We start from the raw sequence: 22,967 nt of genomic DNA on the forward strand, positions 1-22,967 counted from the left end.
CACCGCGTGAGTGGAACCGGCCGTGCGCGGGCACTCACGCACCCGCAGGACGGCTGCGGCGGGGACCCGGGCGGAGGAGGCAGACGCCGCCCCCCGCGGGCGCGGGAGGGCGTCTGAGGGGCCCGGAGAGCAGCGCCGCGCCCGGGCCCGTACCCGCCGGCGCGCCGGGTGTGATCAGGTGCACCCCATTTGTTTTGACCGCAGCCAATGCGGTAGGTACGCTCAGACCTTGTGCCTGGGGTGTGCCCTGGCTCCTGTGCGTGCCTGTAACCGCATGGCGAGCCGCGACCGGCCACCGTAATTCGCGCCCTTTTCGCCTTGCGGCGGGAGTCTGGCGGATTCGACACACCCGACCGCGTGGGTCGGCGACGTTCCAGGTTAGCTGTACCCATCGGCACACAGAAACCGGAGAAGTAGTGCCTACGATCCAGCAGCTGGTCCGCAAGGGCCGGCAGGACAAGGTCGAGAAGAACAAGACGCCCGCACTCGAGGGTTCCCCTCAGCGTCGTGGCGTCTGCACGCGTGTGTTCACGACCACCCCGAAGAAGCCGAACTCGGCCCTCCGCAAGGTCGCGCGTGTGCGTCTGACCAGCGGCATCGAGGTCACCGCTTACATTCCGGGTGAGGGACACAACCTGCAGGAGCACTCCATCGTGCTCGTGCGCGGCGGCCGTGTGAAGGACCTGCCGGGTGTTCGCTACAAGATCATCCGCGGTTCGCTCGACACCCAGGGTGTCAAGAACCGCAAGCAGGCTCGCAGCCGTTACGGCGCCAAGAAGGAGAAGTAAGAATGCCTCGTAAGGGCCCCGCCCCGAAGCGCCCGGTCATCATCGACCCGGTCTACGGCTCTCCTCTGGTGACCTCCCTGATCAACAAGGTGCTGCTGAACGGCAAGCGCTCCACCGCCGAGCGCATCGTCTACGGCGCCATGGAGGGCCTGCGCGAGAAGACCGGCAACGACCCGGTCATCACGCTGAAGCGCGCTCTCGAGAACATCAAGCCGACCCTCGAGGTCAAGTCCCGCCGTGTCGGTGGCGCTACCTACCAGGTGCCGGTCGAGGTCAAGCCCGGCCGCGCCAACACCCTGGCGCTGCGCTGGCTGGTCGGTTACTCCCGCGCCCGTCGCGAGAAGACCATGACCGAGCGTCTCCTCAACGAGCTTCTCGACGCCTCCAACGGCCTCGGTGCGGCCGTGAAGAAGCGCGAGGACACCCACAAGATGGCCGAGTCCAACAAGGCCTTCGCGCACTACCGCTGGTAGTCGCTACCCACATCGAGACCGAGAGAAGACTGAAGCCTTATGGCTACCACTTCACTTGACCTGGCCAAGGTGCGCAACATCGGCATCATGGCCCACATCGACGCGGGCAAGACGACCACCACCGAGCGGATCCTGTTCTACACCGGTGTGTCTTACAAGATCGGTGAGGTCCACGACGGCGCTGCCACCATGGACTGGATGGAGCAGGAGCAGGAGCGTGGCATCACGATCACCTCTGCTGCCACCACCTGTCACTGGTCGCTGGAAGACGTCGACCACACGATCAACATCATCGACACCCCGGGTCACGTCGACTTCACCGTCGAGGTGGAGCGCTCCCTGCGCGTGCTCGACGGTGCCGTGACGGTGTTCGACGGCGTCGCCGGTGTCGAGCCGCAGTCCGAGACGGTGTGGCGTCAGGCGGACCGCTACGGCGTTCCGCGTATCTGCTTCGTCAACAAGCTCGACCGCACGGGTGCCGAGTTCCACCGCTGCGTGGACATGATCTCGGACCGCCTGGGCGCGCAGCCGATCGTCATGCAGCTCCCGATCGGTGCCGAGGCCGACTTCCAGGGCGTCGTGGACCTGGTCCGCATGAAGGCGCTCGTCTGGTCCGCCGAGGCCACCAAGGGCGAGATGTACGACGTCGTCGACATCCCGGCCACGCACACCGAGGCTGCCGAGGAGTACCGCGGCAAGCTGATCGAGGCCGTGGCCGAGAACGACGAAGAGATCATGGAGCTGTACCTGGAGGGCGAGGAGCCTTCCGAGGAGCAGCTGTACGCCGCGATCCGTCGTATCACCATCGCGTCCGGCAAGGGCACCGGCACCACCGTGACCCCGGTGTTCTGCGGTACCGCGTTCAAGAACAAGGGCGTCCAGCCCCTGCTCGACGCGGTCGTGCGCTACCTGCCGTCCCCGGTCGACATCGAGGCCATCGAGGGCCACGACGTCAAGGACCCCGAGACGGTCATCAAGCGCAAGCCGTCCGAGGAAGAGCCGCTGTCGGCGCTTGCCTTCAAGATCATGAGCGACCCGCACCTGGGCAAGCTCACCTTCGTCCGGGTCTACTCGGGCCGCCTGGAGTCCGGCACCTCGGTGCTGAACTCCGTCAAGGGCAAGAAGGAGCGCATCGGCAAGATCTACCGCATGCACGCCAACAAGCGTGAGGAGATCGACTCGGTGGGCGCCGGCGACATCGTCGCCGTCATGGGCCTGAAGCAGACCACCACCGGTGAGACGCTCTGCGACGAGAAGAACCCGGTGATCCTGGAGTCCATGGACTTCCCGGCGCCGGTCATCGAGGTCGCGATCGAGCCCAAGTCCAAGGGTGACCAGGAGAAGCTGGGTGTCGCCATCCAGCGTCTCGCGGAGGAGGACCCCTCCTTCCAGGTGCACACCAACGAGGAGACCGGCCAGACCGTCATCGGCGGTATGGGCGAGCTTCACCTCGAGGTCCTCGTGGACCGCATGAAGCGCGAGTTCAAGGTCGAGGCCAACGTCGGCAAGCCGCAGGTGGCCTACCGCGAGACGATCCGCAAGGCCGTCGAGCGCGTCGACTACACCCACAAGAAGCAGACCGGTGGTACCGGTCAGTTCGCGAAGGTGCAGATCGGCATCGAGCCCCTCGAGGGCGGCGACGTCTCGTACGAGTTCGTGAACAAGGTGACCGGTGGCCGTATCCCGAAGGAGTACATCCCTTCGGTGGACGCCGGTGCGCAGGAGGCCATGCAGTTCGGCATCCTCGCCGGCTACGAGATGACCGGTGTCCGTGTCATCCTCCACGACGGCGCCTACCACGAGGTCGACTCCTCCGAGCTCGCCTTCAAGATCGCCGGTTCGCAGGCCTTCAAGGAGGCCGCGCGCAAGGCCAGCCCCGTGCTGCTCGAGCCGATGATGGCCGTCGAGGTCACCACGCCCGAGGACTACATGGGTGAAGTCATCGGCGACATCAACTCCCGCCGTGGCCAGATCCAGGCCATGGAGGAGCGGGCTGGTGCCCGCGTCGTGAAGGGCCTCGTGCCCCTGTCGGAGATGTTCGGCTACGTCGGCGACCTCCGCAGCAAGACGTCGGGTCGCGCAAGCTACTCGATGCAGTTCGACTCCTACGCCGAGGTTCCGCGGAACGTCGCCGAGGAGATCATCGCGAAGGCCAAGGGCGAGTAACGCACCGCGTTCACACGCCGTAGGCTTGACTCCGGAGCCTCCAGGGGCAAACGTCCGCAATCGTGAGCGTTTGCCCCGGGTTCCGGGCCTTTACAGCAAAGATCACCTGGCGCCGATGAAGTAAGGCGTACAGAACCACTCCACAGGAGGACCCCAGTGGCGAAGGCGAAGTTCGAGCGGACTAAGCCGCACGTCAACATCGGCACCATCGGTCACATCGACCACGGTAAGACGACCCTCACGGCCGCCATTACCAAGGTGCTGCACGACGCGTACCCGGACCTGAACGAGGCCACCCCGTTCGACAACATCGACAAGGCTCCTGAGGAGCGTCAGCGCGGTATCACCATCTCCATCGCGCACGTCGAGTACCAGACCGAGGCGCGTCACTACGCCCACGTCGACTGCCCGGGTCACGCGGACTACATCAAGAACATGATCACGGGTGCGGCGCAGATGGACGGCGCCATCCTCGTGGTCGCCGCCACCGACGGCCCGATGCCGCAGACCAAGGAGCACGTGCTCCTGGCCCGCCAGGTCGGCGTTCCGTACATCGTCGTCGCCCTGAACAAGGCCGACATGGTGGACGACGAGGAGATCCTGGAGCTCGTCGAGCTCGAGGTCCGTGAGCTCCTCTCCGAGTACGAGTTCCCCGGCGACGACGTTCCGGTCGTCAAGGTCTCCGCGCTCAAGGCCCTCGAGGGCGAGCAGGAGTGGGTGGACTCCGTCCTCAACCTGATGAAGGCCGTCGACGAGTCGATCCCGCAGCCGGAGCGCGACGTCGACAAGCCGTTCCTCATGCCGATCGAGGACGTCTTCACGATCACCGGTCGCGGTACGGTCGTCACCGGCCGTATCGAGCGTGGTGTCCTCAAGGTCAACGAGACCGTCGACATCATCGGCATCAAGACCGAGAAGACCACCACCACGGTCACCGGCATCGAGATGTTCCGCAAGCTGCTCGACGAGGGCCAGGCCGGTGAGAACGTCGGTCTGCTCCTCCGTGGCATCAAGCGCGAGGACGTCGAGCGCGGCCAGGTCATCATCAAGCCGGGCTCGGTCACCCCGCACACCGAGTTCGAGGCGCAGGCCTACATCCTGTCCAAGGACGAGGGTGGCCGCCACACGCCGTTCTTCAACAACTACCGTCCGCAGTTCTACTTCCGTACGACGGACGTGACCGGCGTGGTGACCCTCCCCGAGGGCACCGAGATGGTCATGCCGGGTGACAACACCGAGATGAAGGTGGAGCTCATCCAGCCCGTCGCCATGGAAGAGGGCCTGAAGTTCGCCATCCGTGAGGGTGGCCGCACCGTGGGCGCCGGCCAGGTCACCAAGATCGTCAAGTAAGTTCCGCTTGCTTGAGGGTCACCTGACCTAAGGGGAGGCCCGTACGACTCCGGTCGTACGGGCCTCTTCCGCATTCCCGGCTCCCTGTCGTTCCGGGGGAGCGCATACGGTTCTTCGCGTGAGTACCGTGCCGCCCGCCGACGGGCCCGACCAGCCTCCCCTGTCCGACGAGCAGTGGGCGGCGTTCCTGCGCGACGCCGTCGAGGGCGACGGTGCCGGCGCCCCCAGGGAGCCGTCCGCGCGCGCCAGGACGCGGTTGCGCCGGCTGCGGGCCGGACTGCGCCGCGGGCCCAGGCGTCCCGCGCGCTTCTCGGTGCGCGCCGGAGTGCAGGCCGTCGTGCCCTGGCTGGCCGCGGCGGCCGTGGTGGTCTACGGCGCCTGGGAGCAGGGCCTGCTCTCCTGGGGCGGCGGGGAGGAGCCGGGACCGGCCCGTGCCGTGGCCCTGCCGGGTGGCGGGGTGTCCGACGGCGACCACTGCGGGGCCAGGGGCTACCACCACTTCCCGCTGCCGGCGGCCGCCTCCGTGCCGGTCCCGAAGTCCGCGGATCCGCCGTCCGGCCCGCGGCTCGTCCTCGGCTCCTACGGGTACGTGAAGCCGTCCCGCCGCGCTCCCGGGCGCCTGACCGTCGGCCTGCTCTTCGCGCCGGGCGAGAAGGGCTCGCTGGAGCTGTCCCGGACCCTGGGCGGCGAGGGCGCGGCGGTCGAGATCGAGGGCCCGGACGGGCTGGTGGGCGGCGCCCACGGCGTGCCGGTCACCTGGGACTCCCCGGCGAAGCCGGGTGACGCCGGCACGGCACGCATCGACCTCACCGACGAGGGTGGCGCCGAGCTGTCCCTGCCGTCGCAGGCCCTGTGCCCCGGATACGACGCGGTGTCCGTGGCCGGGCACCTCCCGCCGCCGACCGACTCCTCGAACACGATCACCGGTCAGCCGCCCTACACCCTGACCGTCTCCGTCCGCGACCCGGGCGTCGGCGCCCTGCGCACGTCACTCGGCCTCCCGCCGGGCGGCGGCATCCTGAGCGCGAACAACCTGGTGCCGGACGGCCCCTGAGCCCGGACGGCCCTTCGAAACTATTCGGCGCCGACGACCCGTTCCCCCCGCCGCCGACTCCCTCCACTATTTGTCATGCCTCTGAGCAAATAGATCCGGGCAGTCGGAAGTGACCCGGCCGGTGGGAGGGGACGTATGTCTGTGGCGCGCAGGGCTGTGCTGGGGGCGGGGCTCGCCGCCGTGCCGGTGCTGGCCTCGGGGGTCGCGTGGGCCGGCGCGGACGGCGGCCCGGCGGTGACGGACCCGGGGGCGTACATCTCCTTCTCGGGTGGGGCGTTCTCCCTGGTGGGCGCGCCGGTGGTGGTGAGCCCGGAGGATCATCCCGGAGTCGTACGGGTGGCCGGGGATCTCCGGAACGACCTCGAACGGGTGACGGGGGTCCGCCCGGGCAATGCGCTCGGCCGTTTCCCGGTGCTGCTCGGCACGATCGGGCGCAGCCCGCTGATCGACGGGCTGATCCGGTCCGGGAAGCTCGACGTGACGGGCGTGCGGGGCAGGTGGGAGACCTCGCTACAGACGGTCGTGGACCGGCCGGTGCCCGGTGTGGAGCGGGCGTTCGTCGTCGCCGGCAGCGATCCGCGGGGCACGATCTTCGGGGCGTACGACGTCTCGTACGGCATCGGTGTCTCCCCCTGGCACTGGTGGGACGACGTGCCGCCGGCCCGGCGGGACCACGTATGGGTGAAGCCCGGCCGCTTTACCCAGGGGAGCCCGGCGGTGAGGTACCGGGGCGTCTTCGTCAACGACGAGAATCCCGCGCTGGGCACCTGGGCGCCGGCGTACTTCGGCCCGGGGAAGGCGCCGGGCCACCCCGGCGGCTTCACCGCGGACTTCTACGCCAAGGTCTTCGAGGTGCTGCTGCGTCTGAAGGGCAACTACCTCTGGCCGGCGGTGTGGGGCCGGGCGTTCGCGGAGGACGACCCGGACAACCACCGCCGTGCCGCCGAGTACGGCATTGTCATGGGCACGTCTCACGAGGCGCCGATGATGCGGGGCATCGAGGAGTGGAACCGGCACGCCGGCTCGGGGACCGACCCCTACGGGGGCACGGGCGAATGGTCGTACCGCCGCAACGCGGAGGCGATCCGCGCGTACTGGCGCGCCGGCATCCAGCGCATGGTCGACCAGGGCTTCGAGGGCGTGGTGACCCTCGGCATGCGCGGCAACGGCGACACGAGCCTGCCCGACGGCGACGGCATCGAGCTGATGCAGCAGATCATCGCCGACCAGCGCCGCATCATCGAGGAGGTGACCGGCAGGCCGGCGGCCGAGACCCCGCAGGTGTGGACCCTCTACAAGGAGGTCCAGCGCTACTGGGACCGCGGCCTGCGCGCCCCGGACGACGTCACCGTGGTCCTCACCGACGACAACTGGGGCAACATCCGCAAGCACCCGGACGGCCCGCGCCCCGGCGGCTACGGCCTCTACTACCACTTCGACTACGTCGGCGCCGGCCGCAACTACAAGTGGGTCGACACCGCCAACCTCAGGAACGTCTGGGACCAGCTTCACCAGGCGCACGCCTACGGCAACCACGGCCTGTGGGTGGCCAACGTCGGCGACCTGAAGGGCAACGAACTGCCCACCGAGTTCTTCCTCGGCTACGCCTGGAACCCCGACCCCTGGCCCCTGGAACGCCTCGGCGCCTGGGAGGAGCGCTACGCCCGGCAGAACTTCGGCGCCGCGCAGGCCGGGGAGATCGCCGCGCTGCTGGCGGACTACGGCCGGCTCCAGGCCCGCCGCAAACCCGAGCTGCTGAACCGCCGGATCACCCTCTCCGGCGACCGTGTGGTCTACGACGACCGGCAGACCCCGTACTACTTCGCGCACCGGGAACTGGAACGGGTCACGGAGGAGTGGCGCGAGCTGGGCCGCCGTGCGGAACGAATCGAGCGCCGACTGCCGGAGCGGTTGCGGGACGCGTGGTTCGAACTGGCCGGCTACGCGGTCACGGCGACCGCGAACCTGTACGAGCTGCGGGCGGCGGAGTTCACGAACCTGCTGTACGCGGCGCAGGGCCGGGCCGCGACGAACGACCGCGCGGCCCGGGCGGAGGCGGCCCTCGGCCGGGACCTGGCCCTGGCCGACCGCTTCGGCTCCCGGGTGGCGGACGGCAAGTGGCAGGGCTTCCAGACCCAGCCGCACATCGACTACGGCGACGTGGACCGCTACGGCCCGAACGCGCCGTGGCAGCAGCCCGAGAAGGACGACGTGGCCCTGCCGGACGTGCTGTTCCCCGCTGTACGGCGCATCGAGGTGCCCTCCGGCGATGAGCTGGGCGTGTGCGTGGACGGGGCGGAGGACACGGGGGAGTGGTGGCCGGGAGGCTCCTCCTCGGCCGCGTCGCTGCCGCCGTTCAGCCCCTACCAGACCCGCCCCCGGCAGTACGTGGAGATCTTCAACCGGGGCCGTACGCCCTTCCCCTACGAGGTCTCGGTCCCGGTGCCGTGGCTGCGGGTGGACCGCCCCCGGGGCCGGGTGGAGCAGCAGGTCCGCCTGGAGGTGGAGGTGGACTGGTCCCGGGCTCCGGCCGGGCGCGCCGAGGCGACCCTGACGGTGCACGGCGCGGGCGCGTCGGTCCCGGTCCGCTGCGTGGCGGAACGCCCCTCGGGCGGGCCGGTGCGGGGCTTCGTGGAGGCCGGCGGCTACGTGGCGATCGACGCCGAGCACCACCACCGCGCGGTCGGCCGGTGGCGCCGCATCGACGGCATCGGACGGACCGGGGCGGGCATGACCCCCTGGCCGGTGACAGCCCCGAGCCGGACCCCGGGCGGCGACTCGCCTCGCCTGGAGTACGAGGTGACGCTGCTGTCCGCTGTCCCCGAGGTGACCGTGTGGGCCCACCTGTCCCCGCGCAACCCGGCCCTCCCCGGCGTCCCGGGCCTGCGCTACGCCGTCTCGCTGGACGACGGCCCGATCCGCACGGTGGACATCACCGCGGGCGCGGACGACGGCGCCCTGAACACGGTCTGGGCCCGGCACACCTCGGACAACGTCAACGCGACGGCGACCACGCACCCCGTGACGCAGCCGGGCGTCCACCGGCTGAAGTTCTGGATGGTGGACCCGACGGTGGTGGTGCAGCGCCTGCTGATCGACACGGGCGGGCTGCCGCAGCTGTACCTGGGGCCGCTGGAGAGCCGGCGGGTGGGTCACCCGTAGGGCGGCGGACCCGCCGCGGCTGTCCCGGGCGGCGAGCAGTGGGGACCCCCGGGTCAGAAGACCGGCAGGGCCGTCAGCGCGTCACCGTCAGCGACGAACACGCGGTTGCCGTCGGCCGTCATCCAGTAGTTCCCGGGGTTCTTGATGATGCGGAAGGCCCAGGTGGTGCGGTTCAGGGTGGAGTCGGGGTCGCTGCCGGTGCCGTCGCTCGGGCCGTCGGCCACATTGAGGACGCCGATCACGCCCTCCTCCGCGTTGACCTCCACGGACCAGAAGCCGTGGCCCTGGACCGCCAGCGGGCCGCGCGGGTCGCGTTCGAGGAGGAGGTCGTAGAGCCAGCCGCTCTGTTTCCCGCCTCGGATGTCGAAGCGGAGCGGTGCTCCGAGGGCGGCCACGAAGACGTAGGGGCCGTGGATCGCGGCGGGGCCCCAGAAGACCTTCGTACCGTCCCGGCGTCTCAGGTCCGGGCGCCACAGTTGCTTCCCGTGGGTGAGGTCACGGGCGGTGAAGTACGGGCTGCCGCTCACGAACAGGGTTCCGCCGGACGCGGCGATCCCCGGCCTGACGTCGTCCTGGTCGCGCAGCACCCAGGCCGTGCGGCCGGTGCGCGTGTCGACGGCGAGGACGTCCCCCGCGTCCGTGGCGACGGCCAGGACGCCCCGGGACACGACGCCCCGTGCCGTCCCCTTCGTGCCGAGGCCGGCATCCGGCTTCACGGTCCAGCGGATCCTCGCGTCGGTGCGGCTCACGCTGCGCAGCCGGCCGTCGTCGGTGACGACGTACACCGCCTCGGCATCGGCCGCGAGGACGCAGGAGGCCTCGGCGGGCGCCGTCCACCTGGGTTCGCCGGTGGACGCGACGAAGGTCAGCAGCCTGCCGTGGCCGTCGGCGGCGGCTATCAGCCGGTCGGAGAGCGAGACGAAGCGGCGTTCCGCCACTGCCTCGGGCGCGGACCAGCGCGGTTTCCCGTCGACGACGCCGTGTGCCGTGATACCGCCCTTGGTGTCTCCGACGACCAGGACGTCGCGTACCGGCAGGGGGGCGGGTGTGCGGGCGCCGAGGGCCGACCGCCGGCTCCAGAGCGGATCGGGCGTCTGCCCGAGGACGTAGTCCCCCTTGTCCGCCGACAGCAGCCGGGCCTTGGGGGTGCGCGCCGCGGGCGGTACGTCGAAGGGGTCGCTGCGGTTCTTCCGCCAGAACCACCAGCCGGCGCCGCCGGCACCGGCGAGGGCGATCGGGCCGCCGATCGCGAGGGCCGTCAGCACCCGGCGCCGCGGCACCCCGCCCGGCGCACTCGTGCCCGGCAGCGTGGTCAGCTCGTGCAGGGCGCGTTCCCGGCGCCGCACCTCCTCGGCCAGCGGGCCGGAGCGCCACACGCGGTCGGCGCCGCGGGGCGGGGCGAAGGCCCGCGCGACGGCGTCCGGGGTGGGCCGGTGCGCGGGGTCCTTGGCCAGGCACGGGCCGATGAGCTGCTGGAGGGCGGCCGGGACCCGGTCCATGCGCGGGGTGCCGTGGACGACCTCGTACTGGACGGCGGCGGCGTGCGAGCCCCCGTAGGCACGCTGCCCGCTCGCCGCGTACACCAGCAGGGCGCCCAGGGAGAAGACGTCGGCGGCCGGGCCCACTCGCTGCCCCAGTGCCTGTTCCGGTGCCCCGTAGCCCGGGGTCACCGGAATCTGCCCGGTGGTGGTGAGGGTGAGTCCGTGCTCGGGGCGGGCGATGCCGAAGTCGATGACGCGCGGGCCCGTCGAGGTGAGCACCACGTTGGCGGGTTTCAGGTCGCGGTGCACCAGGCCGGCGGCGTGGATGTCCCGCAGCGCGTGCGCGAGGGCCGCCGCGAGGGCCCGGACCCCGTTCTCGTCGAGGGGGCCGTGCGCGCCGACCGCCTCCTCCAGGTTCGGGCCGCTCAGGAACTCGGTCGCGATCCACGGGCGCCCGCCCTCGGTCTGCGTGTCCAGCACCCTGGCCACGCCCGGGCTGCCGACCGCCTGCGCCATCCGGGCCTCGCGCACGAAGCGCTGACCGAGCTGGGGGTCGTCCGCGAGATGGCGGTGCAGCACCTTCACCGCGGCCGTCCGCCCGTCGCGGTCCTGGCCGACGTACACCTTGCCCATGCCGCCCTCGCCGAGCACGCCGAGGATGCGGTAGGGCCCGAGGCGGATCGGGTCTCCGGTGTCCAGTGGCTTCATGTCTGCTGACCTCGGATCTCAGAGGAGCGGATAACCGGCGGCGTAGCTCTCGCCCAGGGCGATCAGGCGACGGGAGGCCGGGTGGGCGAAGTAGCGGGCCGCCGCGGTGGCTTTGACGGGGCGGGACGTGCTGCCGTCGGCCAGCGCGACGGCCGTCAGCTGCGACGACGCCCGGCGGTACACGTAGGCGACGCCGACGACGGGCGGCGCGCCGAGGTCGGCGGTGGTCGCGCCGCCGCCCTTCTCCGTCCAGCGCGGTGCGCCGCTGCCGGCGTCGACCGCGACGATCCCGCGTCCCGACTCCACCGCGTACACCACCCCGTCGTGGACGGCGGGCGGGCTGTAGGCGGCTCCCGGGGCGCCCTTGCCGTAGCGCCAGGCGACTTCGCCGTCGTCCAGGGCGAGCGCGAGCAGCCCGCCCGCCGACGGATACACGTGCCGGTCGTCGACGGCCAGGTGGGTCCGGCTGAAGGCGGGCTGCCCGCTGTCGAGCGGGCGGCTCCACAGCTGCCGTCCGGTGCCGGTGTCCCGTACGACGAGCCGGGTGGCGCCGTCGGCGGACTGCTGGACGAGGACGAGGCGCTCGCCGGACACCTGGGCCGCCAGGAAGTGGAACCGTTCGTTGCCGTCAGGGCGTGCCGGGAGGGGGATCTCCCACACCTTCTTGCGGGCGTTCAGGTCGAGGGCGAGCAGGTGCCAGCTCTGGCCCTTGCGGAAGGCGTTGCTGTGCGGCGGGGCGGAGGGCTGGGGGCCCCGGCCGCCGACCGCGTAGACGGCGGTGCCGGAGGCGCACAGCAGCTGGGTCCCGTACAGGCCGCCGTTGAAGTCCTTCAGTTCCAGGGAGGGCTCCCCGGGCCTGCCGTCGGCGAGGCCGACGGGGCGGACGGACAGCGGACCGGCCTCGTGCGCGGTGTAGTCGAGTGCGTGGATCCGCCGGCCGTCGGTGACGGTGAGGTGTCCGAAGTACACGCCGGGATCGGCCCACAACGACTTCCCCGACGCCGGGTCCAGCCCCTTGACGCCGACCGACTCCCCGACGACCACCAGCCGGTCGAGCAGCAGCGGGGCCGGCGGAACCGGCGGCTGGTCGGTGTACTCGGCCACCACCTGCCAGCGCAGGTCCCACGCGGGCCGCGCCGGGCCGGTCGGCGCGGGGCGCGCGGGAGTGCCGCCGCCCCGGCGGCCGAGCCAGGCCCAGGCACCCGCTCCGGCCGCGGCGACACCGAGGGCGGAACCCGCGCCGAGGGACAGCAGCCTGCGGCGGGACACGCCCGCCGGGGCGGCGTCGGGCTCGGTCCCGGGCAGGCCGTGCCCGGCCGGGGGCGGCAGCCGGTGCGGCTCGGCCCGCCAGACGCCGGCGGCCCGCCGGGCGATGTCCACGAGCACCGGCTCCGGCAGACAGTCCGCGAAGTCCTCTTCGACGCCGCCGAGCCGGGCACGCAGCTCGCCGGTCGTGGGCCGCTGCCGCGGGTCCTTGGCGAAGCACGGGCCCAGTACGGCGGCGAGGCCGGCCGGGACCCCGGTCAGGTCCGGTTCGGCGTACCGCACCCGGTACAGCAGGTCCGCCGCCTGCCCCCTGCCGAACGGCCCCCTGCCCGATGCGGCGTGGACCAGCACCCCGGCCAGGGCGAACACGTCACCGGCCGGTGTGTGTTCCTCGCCCGCCGCCTGCTCGGGCGACATGAAGGCGGGCGTGCCCGCCGCGGCCCCGGTCCGGGTGAGGCGGTCGTCGCCGAGCGCCCGGGCGATGCCGAAGTCGATGACCTTGGGACCGTCGGCCGTCACCATGATGTTGGACGGCTTCAGGTCCCGGTGGACGACGTCCGAGTCGTGCAGCTGGGCCAGCGCGGCGCACAGGCGGGCGCCGACGGCCCGGACCGCCCGCTCCGGCAGCGGCCCGCTCAGCCGGACGGCGTCGTCCAGGGGCGGCCCGATCAGGTACTCCGTGGCCAGCCAGGGCGTCTCGTGGACGAGGTCGGCGTCGAAGACCCGTGCGCCGTGCTCGCCGCCGATGACCCGGGCGGCGTCCGTCTCCAGCCGGAACCGGGTCCGGAAGACGGGGTCCGCGGCGATGCGGGCGTGCATCGTCTTGAGGGCGGCGACGCGTCCGGTGTCCGAACGGCCGAGGTAGACCGTGCCCATGCCGCCGCTGCCGAGGCGGGCGATCAGGTGGTAGGAGCCCAGCCGCGCGGGGTCGTCGTGAGCGAGGGGGGAGAACATCAGGGCCGCGTCTCCTGGGCGTGCGCGGGAACCGGGGCCGCGAGGACGCCGGCCGACTGACGGGCGAGGGCGGCGACGATCCGGGCCGGGAGGGGGAACGGGGGACCGTCGAGGACGGTGGGTACGGGCGCGAGGGGGCCCGGGAGCGCCTGCGGCCGGGGCGGGAGCGGCGCCGACAGGCCGGCCGCGAGATCGGACGCCGACGGCCGCCGGGCCGGGTCACGGGCCAGGCATGCGGTGATCGGCTCACGCAGCGACGCCGGAAGCTCCTCGCGCTCCGGGACGGTGTACCCGGTGCTCGCGTACGACAGCACGGCACCGAGCGCGTACACGTCACCGAGCGGCCGCGGTCGGCCGCCCTGTGCCTGCTCCGGCGCCAGGCACCCGGGATCCAGTCCGGGCCTCCCCAGCCGCTGCTCGCCCTCCGGAGCCGCGGCGCGCACCGCGCCGAAGCACGCCAGCAGCGGTCCGTCCACGCCGAGCAGCACGGCCGCGGGGGAGACGCCGGCATGCGCCACACCTCGCGCGTGGACCGTGGCCAGCGTGCGGGCGAGGGCCGCGCCGAGGGCACGCACCACGGTCTCCGGCAGCGGTCCGCCGTGCGCGGCGAGAGCGGCGGTCAGGGGCAGCACGGGGGTGTACGGCGCCGCGTGCCAGACCGGGACGGCCGCCCGGTCCACCTCCGCGACGGGCGCGAGGCCGGGTATCGCCAGTCGCCGTGCCTCCTCGGCCTCGGCGACCCAGCGGGCGGGTTCGGTCCCGGGGTGCGGCACCTGCACGAGGACCGTGCGCCGGCCGTCGGCACTGCGGGCCACATAGCGGCGATCGGGCGTCCGGTGCCGCTCGGCCTCCTCGTCGACCGCGGCCAGGACCGCATACGGCCCGATCCACAGCGGATCGTCCTGGCGCAGCCGCCTCATGCGCGCGTTCCCCCCGGTCGTCGGCACAGGGGAGAGATCCTACCGGGGGGAGTCGGGGCCGCTCCGGAGTGCGGGCAGAGCCACCTCCGCCCAGACGGTCTTGCGCGGGTGCCGCCCCTCGGTGACGCCCCAGCGGTCGGCGAGCGCCGCTACGAGCATCAGACCGCGGCCTGATTCGCCGTCCTCGGCCGGAGTGGTGAGCCGGGGGAGCCGGTCACCGCGCGTGTCGGTGACCTCGATGCGGAGGATGCCGCCGACGACGTAGAGCAGCAGCCGGAAGTCGCGGCCGGGTACGCGGCCGTGGGTGGCGGCGTTGGCGGCGAGTTCGGCGACGATCTGCGCCGGCGTCTCCAACGGCAGCCCCCACGTGCGTAGTTGCTGCTCGGTGAGCAGCCGGGCGAGACGGGCACCGCGTGGCGTGGGGGACAGGCGGACGCTGAAGTGGGGGATGGTGCCGCCGAGTTGGTTTTCAGGGGCAGCCATTTCTTGATTCATGTCACTGAGCGTGGCGGATTCTGCTTCCGTGAAGGGAGTGACCGCGCCTGTACGTACGGTGACTGTCCCGGCTTTGTCTCGGCTGTCTCGGCTGTCCCGGGCGTTGTACGGGTACGGAGTGCGCGCCGGAGGAGGAGCGATGGGTGAGGGAGTGGACGAGGCCGGCTGGGACGTCGAGCCCGGCGACGAGATCGAGCCGGTGGTCCAGGCGGTGGGGCGCCTGCTCAAGGTCTGCCGGGAGGCGGCCGGGGTCTCGGTGCCGGAGCTGGCCGAGGCCATGGGGTACGGCGAGGACATGATCCGCAAGATCGAGCGCGGGGCGCGGATTCCTCGACCGGAGCTGCTGGACAGGGCGGACACGTTCCTGAAGGCGCAGGGCCATCTGAGGGCCTTCACGGAGGACATGAAGAAGGCCCGCTATCCGAAGAAGGTGCGGGAGCTGGCGGAGATGGAGGGGCGGGCGGTGGAGATGCTGCTCTACGGCACCCACAACATCCATGGCCTGCTGCAGACGCCGGAGTACGCGCGAGCGCTGTTCGAGATGAGGCAGCCCGCGCTCAGTGAAGACGTCGTGGAGCGGGAAACCGCGGCACGCATGGCTCGTAAGGCTGTCTTCGAGCGTGAACCCGCGCCGACGCTCAGTTTCGTCCAGGAACAGGTGACGCTCGAACGTCCCTACGGTGGGAAGATGGTGCTGCGCCGACAGCTGGAACTCCTCCTGGGGGTAGCGCAGTTGCGGAACGTAACGCTTCAGGTCATGCCTACCGACCGAGAAGAGAACGCCGGGGCGTCAGGCCTGGTCGAGGTGCTGAAGTTCGCCGACGGCACGGCGATCGGACGCTCCGACGGCGCGTTCAACGGCCGCCCGGTCTCAAGCCCAAAAGATCTTCGGATCCTCGAACTGCGCTATGGAATGATCCGGGCGCAGGCTCTCACGCCGAGGGAGTCACAGGCCTTCATCGAGCAAGCGCTGGGGAGACTATGAGCACTGCCGAACTCCACTGGTTCAAGAGCAGTTACAGCAGCAGCGCTGAACCCGGCGACTGCGTCGAAGTCGCGCTCCACTGGTTCAAGAGCAGCTACAGCAGCAGTAGCAACGGCAACGACTGCGTTGAGGTCGCCCCCACCCCCACCACCATCCACATCCGCGACTCCAAGCACCCCGAAGGCCCCCGCCTCACCGCCACCCCGGCCGCCTGGGCGGCGTTCGTCGGCCTGGCCCGGCGGTCCTAGGCGACAGCTGAGACACCGACTGCGTGGAGCACCAGGCGGTGTCGCGTTGCTGACGCCGCTTCTCCGGGGCTGAGTCTGCGGCTGCGGCAAGTGATCTCGCGACGGTGTTGTGCAATCACATGCCAAGGTCAGGAGTGGCTGGTGGAAAAACGTTTGAGGGTGCAGTTGAGTAACTGCACCCTCAAACGGTCATCCCAGTCTGGGTGTTTCCGATGCTTCGTTCAATTCGGTGGAGTCTGCCTCGCTCTGCGCAGGGAATTCCGGTTCTGCGATAGCGCGTGTTAGCCGCGCAAGTTTCCCTTGGGTTTTAGACTCGATGGTCTCTGTCAGCCAGATCGACGCTCCCGCAATCCCCATGAAGGATGAAGCGAGAATTGTCCAGGTCACTGAAGAGGCGCGTCCCATCGACGTGATGACGACAGCCGTCATTAGAGTGAGTGCAGGCAGGGCCGCAGGGAGGTGCCAGCTAAACGCGTGTGAGCGCCTCGGCTTGGTTTTGCGAGGAGCCCTGTTGGGATCCGGTTCCTCGATGGTGTGCGGCTGCGGAGAAGGGGACAGATCGACGACGTTGTGCCCGCCTTCGTTGTGGATGTGAACCACGAGCGGTCGGTCGTGGCTGCTCATGTCCTCGTCGAGGTTCTCGGCGTCTTCGATGATCGCGTCGATGCGTGCCGCTTCGGCGGGGTCGTCGTGCATCCGCTGGAGGGCCTGCATGAACGAATCGACGCGCGCCTCCTCGGAGCGCTTCTCTTCCTGGTCCTGGTTCACTGCTCCTCCTCCCCGCTGTCGTTGTAGCCGGGATCCACTTTTCCCCGCAACTTGTTAATTGCTGTGGACGTATAGCTTTTGACCGACCCTTCCGAAACTCCCATGGCTTCGGCGGTTTCTCTTACGCTCAACCGTTTGAAGAAACGTAGTCGGATTACTTGCTGTTCGCGGGGTGATAGATCCTTGATCGCGTTCGCGAGTGTGATGTGGGTGATGATCTCATTGATTTTGTCGTGATCGGTGATCGCGTCGATGTCACCAAAGTGGCGGTTGCTTTCTTCTTTCTTGTTCTTGCTCCACCACGTTGCGCACTCGTTCTTGGCGATTTTGTAGGCGTAGCTCACCGGGCGTCCCTCGCGGATGTGGGGCCATCTGCGACGGACGGCAACGAAGACATCGTTGACGATCTCTTCAGCGACGGGGCGCGGGATCTTACTGCGGATGAGCCACCCGAGCATCACCCCACTGTGTTCGCGGTAGAGATCGATGATCTCGTTGTCGTAGAGCTCTTTGTCTTTCTCGTTCACCTGGGCAGGTCACCCACCGGGAGTTCCTCCTGTCGCCCCTGCGGCGCGATGGTCGGGGTCGGGCCGTCATTGGCCCGACCGAGAGCGAGCCGAGCGGACGGAGGAACGTCCGGTTCATCGGCCTGAAGCGGCGAGGGAACCGTGTCCGTCGTGTCCACGGCCTCGCGGCTGTCGACGCTCGGCGGCTGCGGGGCCGTGCGGATCACTCGGGTCCGGCCGCCGTCCTCGGACTCCATGAAGTCCGTGCCCGGGGGCAGCAGCGGGATGACGTTCGCGGTGGCCGCGTTGCGCTCCTGCTCCAACTCGACGGCCGTGCGGTTCTTGTTCCGCTCGGTCATGTAGGCCCAGAAGCCGCCTCCGCCTCGGCGGAAGAAGCCGGTGGCCATGGTCCACAGTTCCATCGGAGGGGGGTTCCTCTCGTCGCCTGCTGTCCTGCTTCGAAGGTGTAAAGGGCTCGCCGAGCAGATCGGTTGGGGGCGACTTCGAGATTTTCCGCGTGGCGCTGTCCTGCGGGGCGACGGGCCGGGGGCGGCGGCAGCTGGACGGCACGGGTATGCCGTTGTTGTCGCGTTCGAGGCAGTCCCAGGCCAGAGTGCGGATCTCGCCGGGGCGCCGTCCGGTGTCCATGAGGAGTTCGACGATGGTGCGGATGACCGGGTCTTCGCCGGAGCCCAGTGACGGCACTTGGCCGTTCCGACGGTGATTTCTCGTCGCCCGGTCTCGATCTCGGGGCGCACTCACCGTGAAGGCTGCCAAGGTTGTGGCTCGGCCCACCGATGGCGCGCCGGGCCGGAACGACTGCGAGCACGGCCGTGACCGTACGGCTGAGCACGCTGCGTGCGGACCGCTGACACGGCACGGAACGGCCACCCGAGGGAAAGGGGCGCGATGCAGGAGAAGTTCGGTCCCCGACGCATCCACGCCGGCTGGTACGCGGGCGTGGCCGTGCTGGTTCTGGGGCTCGTGGCGGCCGTGCTGTACGGCTCCGGGGTGTACGACTCCTGGCGGGACGGCCGTTCGCTGGACAAGGCCTGCGACGGCACGCTGGCCCAGGGCGGACTGGCCTCGGCGCTGGGCTCCTCGGACCTGAAGGCCGAGCAGGGCGACGCCGGTGTCCTCGCCGGGTGCTTCGTCAAGACGTCCCCCGGGTCCGGACGCGCCGTGCGGATCACCCTGCGCTGGAGCACCGACGGAGCCCCCTCGGGCAGCCTGGTCTGGTACCACTCGGGCTACAGCGGGGTGCGGGCACAGGCGGCACCGCTCGGGAACGGCTGGTCCGGTGTCGTCCGCTACGACGGCACCTGGCAGATCATGGTCACGCTCCACTGCGCGAACCAGAAGAACAAGGAGCTGGTCGCCTACGGTGACCTCTACGGCGCCTCCGGCGGGACCGCGGTCACCGGGCTCGGCCGGGTGACCACCGAGACCGCCCGGAAGGCGGCCGGGAAGTACGGCTGCGAGGCGAAGGCCGGCAAGCCGCTGACCCGGGTGTCCACGGCCCGCCTCGGCAAGCCCGGCACGGCGAAGCCGCTCGCGCGGGCGCAGGGGTCCTGCGTCGCACTGCGTGACACCTCGATGGCGGGGAGCGGCACATCCGGGATCATGGAGTACCCCGCGGACCCGGACGCCCCGCAGACCAACTGCTACCTGGTGACCGGCGGGAAGAAGCCCGGTTACGGGCTGTACGCGTACTACGGCGTCGCCGCCGAGGACTTCGAGTCGACCGGCTTCGGCGGACCCGACCACGACTCCGTGGTGGCGACCGCGCCCTGCCCCCGGGCCGGCCACGAGGCGGTCTTCGTGGTCTACCGTCTCTACGACCCGGACACCCGCAGCGAGCCGGTCGCGCACTACTCCGCCGCGTTCGCCCGGTCCGCACTGAAGGCCTTCGCCGGGCACGAGGCGGAACAGCGCGGCTGCGGAGACGTACGGATCACGGATCCGACGTGACCGCGACCCCTGTTTGACCTACGTCACCTTCGGGGTAATCTCTTCGGCTCGATTGGCGGAGGACCTGCCCCATATGGCAGACTGTCGGAGTTGCTCGGTCGAGTGTTGATGCTGCGCGCCTCCCGCCGGGAGGACCGGAAGCGAGTCCCACAGTACTCGTCGCCCTAACTGCCGTAAGGCAGCGCTGGGGCGGACGTACGGGAATCTTTCGGGAAGCGTGGGCGCGGCACCGGCCAGGCACCCGGTGGGCCTTCCGCCCCCGGCCTGCGGTTCCGGAAGGGCCGTGTGCATTCCCGCAGGGATGTTCGAACAAGGGACATCTGTGTCAGCGGGAGCGCGACACGCCCGACCGCGTGGGTCGGACGAACGAAGGCAGCAGACGGAATCCGCCGGGTTCCAGAGCGTAAGAAGAGACAGGACTACTGAGTAGCCATGGCGGGACAGAAGATCCGCATCCGGCTCAAGGCCTACGACCACGAGGTCATCGACTCCTCGGCGAAGAAGATCGTCGAGACGGTGACCCGCACTGGTGCGTCGGTCGCGGGCCCGGTGCCGCTGCCCACTGAGAAGAACGTGTACTGCGTCATCAAGTCGCCGCACAAGTACAAGGACTCGCGCGAGCACTTCGAGATGCGCACGCACAAGCGCCTGATCGACATCCTCGACCCGACCCCCAAGACCGTTGACTCTCTGATGCGACTCGACCTCCCGGCCGGTGTCGACATCGAGATCAAGCTCTGAGGCTGGTGGGCTGAGAATGGCTAAGCAGATCAAGGGCATCCTGGGCGAGAAGCTCGGCATGACGCAGGTGTGGGACGAGAACAACCGTGTTGTTCCGGTCACCGTCGTCAAGGCCGGCCCCAACGTCGTGACCCAGGTCCGTACGAACGACGTCGACGGCTACGAGTCGGTCCAGATCGCCTTCGGCGAGATCGACCCGCGCAAGGTGAACAAGCCCCTCAAGGGCCACTTCGCCAAGGCCGACGTCACCCCGCGCCGTCACCTCGTCGAGATCCGTACCGCTGACGCCAGCGAGTACACCCTCGGCCAGGAGATCACCGCCGAGGTGTTCGAGGCCGGCGTGAAGGTCGACGTCACCGGCAAGAGCAAGGGCAAGGGCTTCGCCGGTGTCATGAAGCGCCACAACTTCCGTGGCCTCGGCGCCGGACACGGCACCCAGCGCAAGCACCGCTCCCCCGGCTCCATCGGTGGCTGCGCCACCCCGGGCCGCGTGTTCAAGGGCCTCCGCATGGCGGGTCGCATGGGCAACGAGCGGGTCACCACCCAGAACCTGACCGTCCACGCCGTTGACGCGGAGAAGGGTCTGCTGCTCATCAAGGGCGCGGTTCCCGGTCCGAACGGCGGCCTCGTCCTGGTCCGCACCGCGGCCAAGGGGGCCTGAGGTAACCGATGAGCACTGTTGACATCCTTTCGCCGGCTGGCGAGAAGGCCGGTTCCGTCGAGCTCCCCGCGGAGATCTTCGACGCCAAGGTCAGCGTTCCGCTGATCCACCAGGTCGTCGTCGCGCAGCTGGCCGCTGCCCGTCAGGGCACGCACAAGACCAAGACCCGCGGTGAAGTCCGTGGTGGTGGCAAGAAGCCGTACCGCCAGAAGGGCACCGGTCGCGCCCGTCAGGGTTCGACCCGCGCGCCGCAGTTCGCCGGTGGTGGCGTCGTGCACGGTCCCGTGCCGCGTGACTACTCGCAGCGGACCCCGAAGAAGATGAAGGCCGCCGCCCTGCGCGGTGCCCTCACCGACCGGGCGCGTCACAACCGCATCCACGTCGTCTCCGGCGTGGTCGAGGGTGACATCTCCACGAAGGCCGCCAAGAGCCTGTTCGGCAAGATCTCGGAGCGCAAGAACCTGCTCCTGGTCGTCGAGCGCTCCGACGAGGCCGCGTGGCTGTCCGCCCGCAACCTGCCCCAGGTCCACATCCTGGAGCCGGGCCAGCTGAACACGTACGACGTTCTCGTCTCGGACGACGTGGTCTTCACCCAGGCCGCTTTCGAGTCCTTCGTCGCCGGCCCGAAGGCCAACGACACCGAAGGGAGCGAGGTCTGATGGCCATCCGTCACCCCGCTATCGCCTCGAAGGCCGCCAAGGCCGCCAAGGCCGCGCGCGTCGCCAAGGCACGCCGCCACGCCACCGAGGGCAAGAACACCGTCGAGACCCCGCTCAGCAAGTCGTACACGGACCCCCGTGACGTCCTGCTGAAGCCGGTCGTCTCCGAGAAGAGCTACGCGCTCCTCGACGAGAACAAGTACACGTTCATCGTCGACCCGAACGCCAACAAGACCCAGATCAAGCAGGCCGTCCAGGCGGTCTTCGACGTCAAGGTCACCGGGGTCAACACGATCAACCGCCAGGGCAAGCGCAAGCGGACCCGCACCGGTTTCGGCCAGCGTGCCGCGACCAAGCGCGCGATCGTGACCCTCGCCGAGGGCGACCGTATCGACATCTTCGGCGGTCCGACCGCGTAAGCGGGTCGGATCGTCCGATATCGGACGAGGACTGAGAAATGGGAATCCGCAAGTACAAGCCGACTACGCCGGGCCGTCGTGGTTCCAGCGTCGCCGACTTCGTCGAGGTCACGCGGTCCACGCCGGAGAAGTCGCTGGTCCGCCCGCTGCACAGCAAGGGCGGCCGTAACAACGCCGGTCGTGTGACCGTTCGCCACCAGGGTGGCGGACACAAGCGCGCCTACCGAGTGATCGACTTCCGTCGTCACGACAAGGACGGCGTGCCGGCGAAGGTCGCGCACATCGAGTACGACCCCAACCGCACCGCGCGCATCGCGCTGCTGCACTACGCCGACGGCGAGAAGCGCTACATCCTCGCCCCGCGCAACCTGCAGCAGGGTGACCGCGTCGAGAACGGTCCCGGGGCCGACATCAAGCCGGGCAACAACCTGGCCCTCCGCAACATCCCGGTCGGTACCACGATCCACGCGATCGAGCTCCGTCCCGGTGGCGGTGCCAAGTTCGCCCGCTCCGCCGGTGCCTCCGTGCAGCTGCTCGCGAAGGAGGGCGCCTACGCCCACCTGCGCATGCCGTCCGGTGAGATCCGCCTGGTCGACGTGCGCTGCCGCGCCACCGTCGGCGAGGTCGGCAACGCCGAGCAGAGCAACATCAACTGGGGCAAGGCGGGCCGCAAGCGGTGGCTGGGCGTTCGCCCGACCGTCCGTGGTGTGGTCATGAACCCGGTTGACCACCCGCACGGTGGTGGTGAGGGCCGGACCTCCGGTGGTCGCCACCCTGTGTCCCCGTGGGGCAAGAAGGAAGGCCGTACTCGTTCGCCCAAGAAGGCGTCGAACAAGTACATCGTCCGCCGCCGCAAGACGAACAAGAAGCGCTAAGGACGGGTTGAGATGCCTCGTAGCTTGAAGAAGGGACCCTTCGTCGACGACCACCTGATCAAGAAGGTGGACGCCCAGAACGAAGCGGGCTCTAAGAACGTCATCAAGACCTGGTCCCGTCGCTCGATGATCGTCCCGGCCATGCTCGGTCACACGATCGCGGTGCACAACGGCAAGACCCACATCCCGGTGTTCGTCACCGAGTCGATGGTCGGCCACAAGCTCGGCGAGTTCTCGCCGACGCGCACCTTCCGGGGCCACGTCAAGGAAGACCGGAAGTCGAAGCGCCGCTAGCAGCGGATCGCATTCAGACACGT

Annotated in this window: 22 protein-coding genes; 15 read left to right on the plus strand and 7 right to left on the minus strand. The window is 70.0% G+C overall.

All coding sequences use genetic code 11. From position 1 onward, the window contains the following. Nucleotides 1–416 precede the first annotated feature (416 nt). From rpsL to ABZ923_RS06315, 6 genes are all read left to right on the plus strand, one after another. Nucleotides 417–788, plus strand: a complete 372-nt coding sequence (gene rpsL, locus ABZ923_RS06290; protein ID WP_003948652.1) for a 30S ribosomal protein S12 — start codon at nt 417–419, stop codon at nt 786–788. Nucleotides 789–790: 2 nt separating this feature from the next. Beyond that, nucleotides 791–1,261: a 30S ribosomal protein S7 gene (gene rpsG / locus ABZ923_RS06295; protein ID WP_003998848.1), complete on the plus strand. Its 471-nt coding sequence runs from the start codon at nt 791–793 to the stop codon at nt 1,259–1,261. Nucleotides 1,262–1,300: 39 nt separating this feature from the next. Further along, the gene (gene fusA, locus ABZ923_RS06300) at nt 1,301–3,427 is read left to right on the plus strand and encodes an elongation factor G (protein ID WP_030345398.1); all 2,127 of its coding nucleotides are present in this window, start codon (nt 1,301–1,303) and stop codon (nt 3,425–3,427) included. Between the two features lie 156 nt (nt 3,428–3,583). Next, entirely contained in the window at nt 3,584–4,777 is a 1,194-nt protein-coding gene (tuf, locus tag ABZ923_RS06305; RefSeq protein ID WP_014674366.1) for an elongation factor Tu, read from the plus strand. A gap of 118 nt (nt 4,778–4,895) precedes the next feature. Further along, nucleotides 4,896–5,831 (plus strand): hypothetical protein, encoded by a 936-nt coding sequence (locus ABZ923_RS06310; protein WP_361467513.1) that lies wholly within the window; start codon nt 4,896–4,898, stop codon nt 5,829–5,831. Between the two features lie 135 nt (nt 5,832–5,966). Next, entirely contained in the window at nt 5,967–8,993 is a 3,027-nt protein-coding gene (locus ABZ923_RS06315; protein ID WP_361467516.1) for a glycosyl hydrolase 115 family protein, read from the plus strand. A 53-nt stretch (nt 8,994–9,046) separates the two neighbouring features. On the opposite strand, the gene ABZ923_RS06320 is transcribed toward ABZ923_RS06315, so the two are convergent. The 4 genes from ABZ923_RS06320 to ABZ923_RS06335 are packed head-to-tail and all read right to left on the minus strand — an operon-like array spanning nt 9,047 to nt 14,817. After that, the gene (locus ABZ923_RS06320) at nt 9,047–11,182 is read right to left on the minus strand and encodes a protein kinase (RefSeq protein WP_361467519.1); all 2,136 of its coding nucleotides are present in this window, start codon (nt 11,180–11,182) and stop codon (nt 9,047–9,049) included. 18 nt (nt 11,183–11,200) lie between these two features. Beyond that, a complete protein-coding gene (locus ABZ923_RS06325) occupies nt 11,201–13,402 on the minus strand; it encodes a PQQ-binding-like beta-propeller repeat protein (RefSeq protein WP_361467521.1) in 2,202 nt (733 codons plus the stop codon). Then, nucleotides 13,402–14,322: a serine/threonine protein kinase gene (locus ABZ923_RS06330; protein ID WP_361467524.1), complete on the minus strand. Its 921-nt coding sequence runs from the start codon at nt 14,320–14,322 to the stop codon at nt 13,402–13,404. The genes ABZ923_RS06325 and ABZ923_RS06330 overlap by 1 nt, the downstream gene beginning before the upstream one ends. Before the next feature lie 39 nt (nt 14,323–14,361). Next, nucleotides 14,362–14,817: an ATP-binding protein gene (locus tag ABZ923_RS06335; RefSeq protein WP_361467527.1), complete on the minus strand. Its 456-nt coding sequence runs from the start codon at nt 14,815–14,817 to the stop codon at nt 14,362–14,364. Between the two features lie 139 nt (nt 14,818–14,956). On the opposite strand from ABZ923_RS06335, the gene ABZ923_RS06340 reads away from it, so the two are divergent. Together ABZ923_RS06340 and ABZ923_RS06345 are read left to right on the plus strand one after the other, a co-directional pair. Next, nucleotides 14,957–15,802 (plus strand): helix-turn-helix transcriptional regulator, encoded by an 846-nt coding sequence (locus ABZ923_RS06340; protein WP_361467529.1) that lies wholly within the window; start codon nt 14,957–14,959, stop codon nt 15,800–15,802. Continuing rightward, entirely contained in the window at nt 15,799–16,050 is a 252-nt protein-coding gene (locus ABZ923_RS06345) for a DUF397 domain-containing protein (protein ID WP_361467532.1), read from the plus strand. Before ABZ923_RS06340 ends, ABZ923_RS06345 begins: the two co-directional genes overlap by 4 nt. A gap of 189 nt (nt 16,051–16,239) precedes the next feature. Here the strand turns inward: ABZ923_RS06345 and ABZ923_RS06350 are convergent, their stop codons facing one another. From ABZ923_RS06350 to ABZ923_RS06360, 3 genes are read right to left on the minus strand one after another with little or no spacing between them, the layout of a single operon-like run. Further along, nucleotides 16,240–16,818, minus strand: a complete 579-nt coding sequence (locus ABZ923_RS06350; protein WP_361467534.1) for a hypothetical protein — start codon at nt 16,816–16,818, stop codon at nt 16,240–16,242. After that, the gene (locus ABZ923_RS06355) at nt 16,815–17,345 is read right to left on the minus strand and encodes a sigma-70 family RNA polymerase sigma factor (RefSeq protein ID WP_361467537.1); all 531 of its coding nucleotides are present in this window, start codon (nt 17,343–17,345) and stop codon (nt 16,815–16,817) included. Before ABZ923_RS06355 ends, ABZ923_RS06350 begins: the two co-directional genes overlap by 4 nt. After that, nucleotides 17,342–17,746, minus strand: a complete 405-nt coding sequence (locus ABZ923_RS06360; RefSeq protein WP_361467541.1) for a hypothetical protein — start codon at nt 17,744–17,746, stop codon at nt 17,342–17,344. The genes ABZ923_RS06355 and ABZ923_RS06360 overlap by 4 nt, the downstream gene beginning before the upstream one ends. 487 nt (nt 17,747–18,233) lie before the next feature. Here ABZ923_RS06360 and ABZ923_RS06365 point away from each other — a divergent pair, with 487 nt between their 5' ends. The 7 genes from ABZ923_RS06365 to rpsS all read left to right on the plus strand — a co-directional run bounded on the left by ABZ923_RS06365 (nt 18,234) and on the right by rpsS (nt 22,944). Further along, nucleotides 18,234–19,295 (plus strand): hypothetical protein, encoded by a 1,062-nt coding sequence (locus tag ABZ923_RS06365; protein ID WP_361467543.1) that lies wholly within the window; start codon nt 18,234–18,236, stop codon nt 19,293–19,295. Between the two features lie 432 nt (nt 19,296–19,727). After that, nucleotides 19,728–20,036 carry a 30S ribosomal protein S10 gene (gene rpsJ, locus ABZ923_RS06370; protein ID WP_003948644.1) on the plus strand — a complete coding sequence of 103 codons (309 nt, stop codon included), beginning with the start codon at nt 19,728–19,730 and terminating at the stop codon, nt 20,034–20,036. Nucleotides 20,037–20,052: 16 nt separating this feature from the next. Beyond that, on the plus strand, nt 20,053–20,697 hold the full coding sequence (gene rplC / locus ABZ923_RS06375; protein ID WP_014674369.1) for a 50S ribosomal protein L3: 645 nt from the start codon (nt 20,053–20,055) through the stop codon (nt 20,695–20,697). Between the two features lie 8 nt (nt 20,698–20,705). Beyond that, entirely contained in the window at nt 20,706–21,356 is a 651-nt protein-coding gene (rplD, locus tag ABZ923_RS06380) for a 50S ribosomal protein L4 (RefSeq protein ID WP_361467546.1), read from the plus strand. Next, nucleotides 21,356–21,775 (plus strand): 50S ribosomal protein L23, encoded by a 420-nt coding sequence (gene rplW / locus ABZ923_RS06385; protein ID WP_030345427.1) that lies wholly within the window; start codon nt 21,356–21,358, stop codon nt 21,773–21,775. Before rplD ends, rplW begins: the two co-directional genes overlap by 1 nt. A 38-nt stretch (nt 21,776–21,813) precedes the next feature. Then, the gene (gene rplB / locus ABZ923_RS06390; protein WP_361467549.1) at nt 21,814–22,650 is read left to right on the plus strand and encodes a 50S ribosomal protein L2; all 837 of its coding nucleotides are present in this window, start codon (nt 21,814–21,816) and stop codon (nt 22,648–22,650) included. Between the two features lie 12 nt (nt 22,651–22,662). Then, complete coding sequence (gene rpsS / locus ABZ923_RS06395; RefSeq protein WP_095748093.1) at nt 22,663–22,944, plus strand: 30S ribosomal protein S19; 282 nt, start codon at nt 22,663–22,665, stop codon at nt 22,942–22,944. Nucleotides 22,945–22,967 lie beyond the last annotated feature (23 nt).

This window comes from Streptomyces sp. NPDC046881, from assembly GCF_040645015.1.
Classification (GTDB): domain Bacteria; phylum Actinomycetota; class Actinomycetes; order Streptomycetales; family Streptomycetaceae; genus Streptomyces.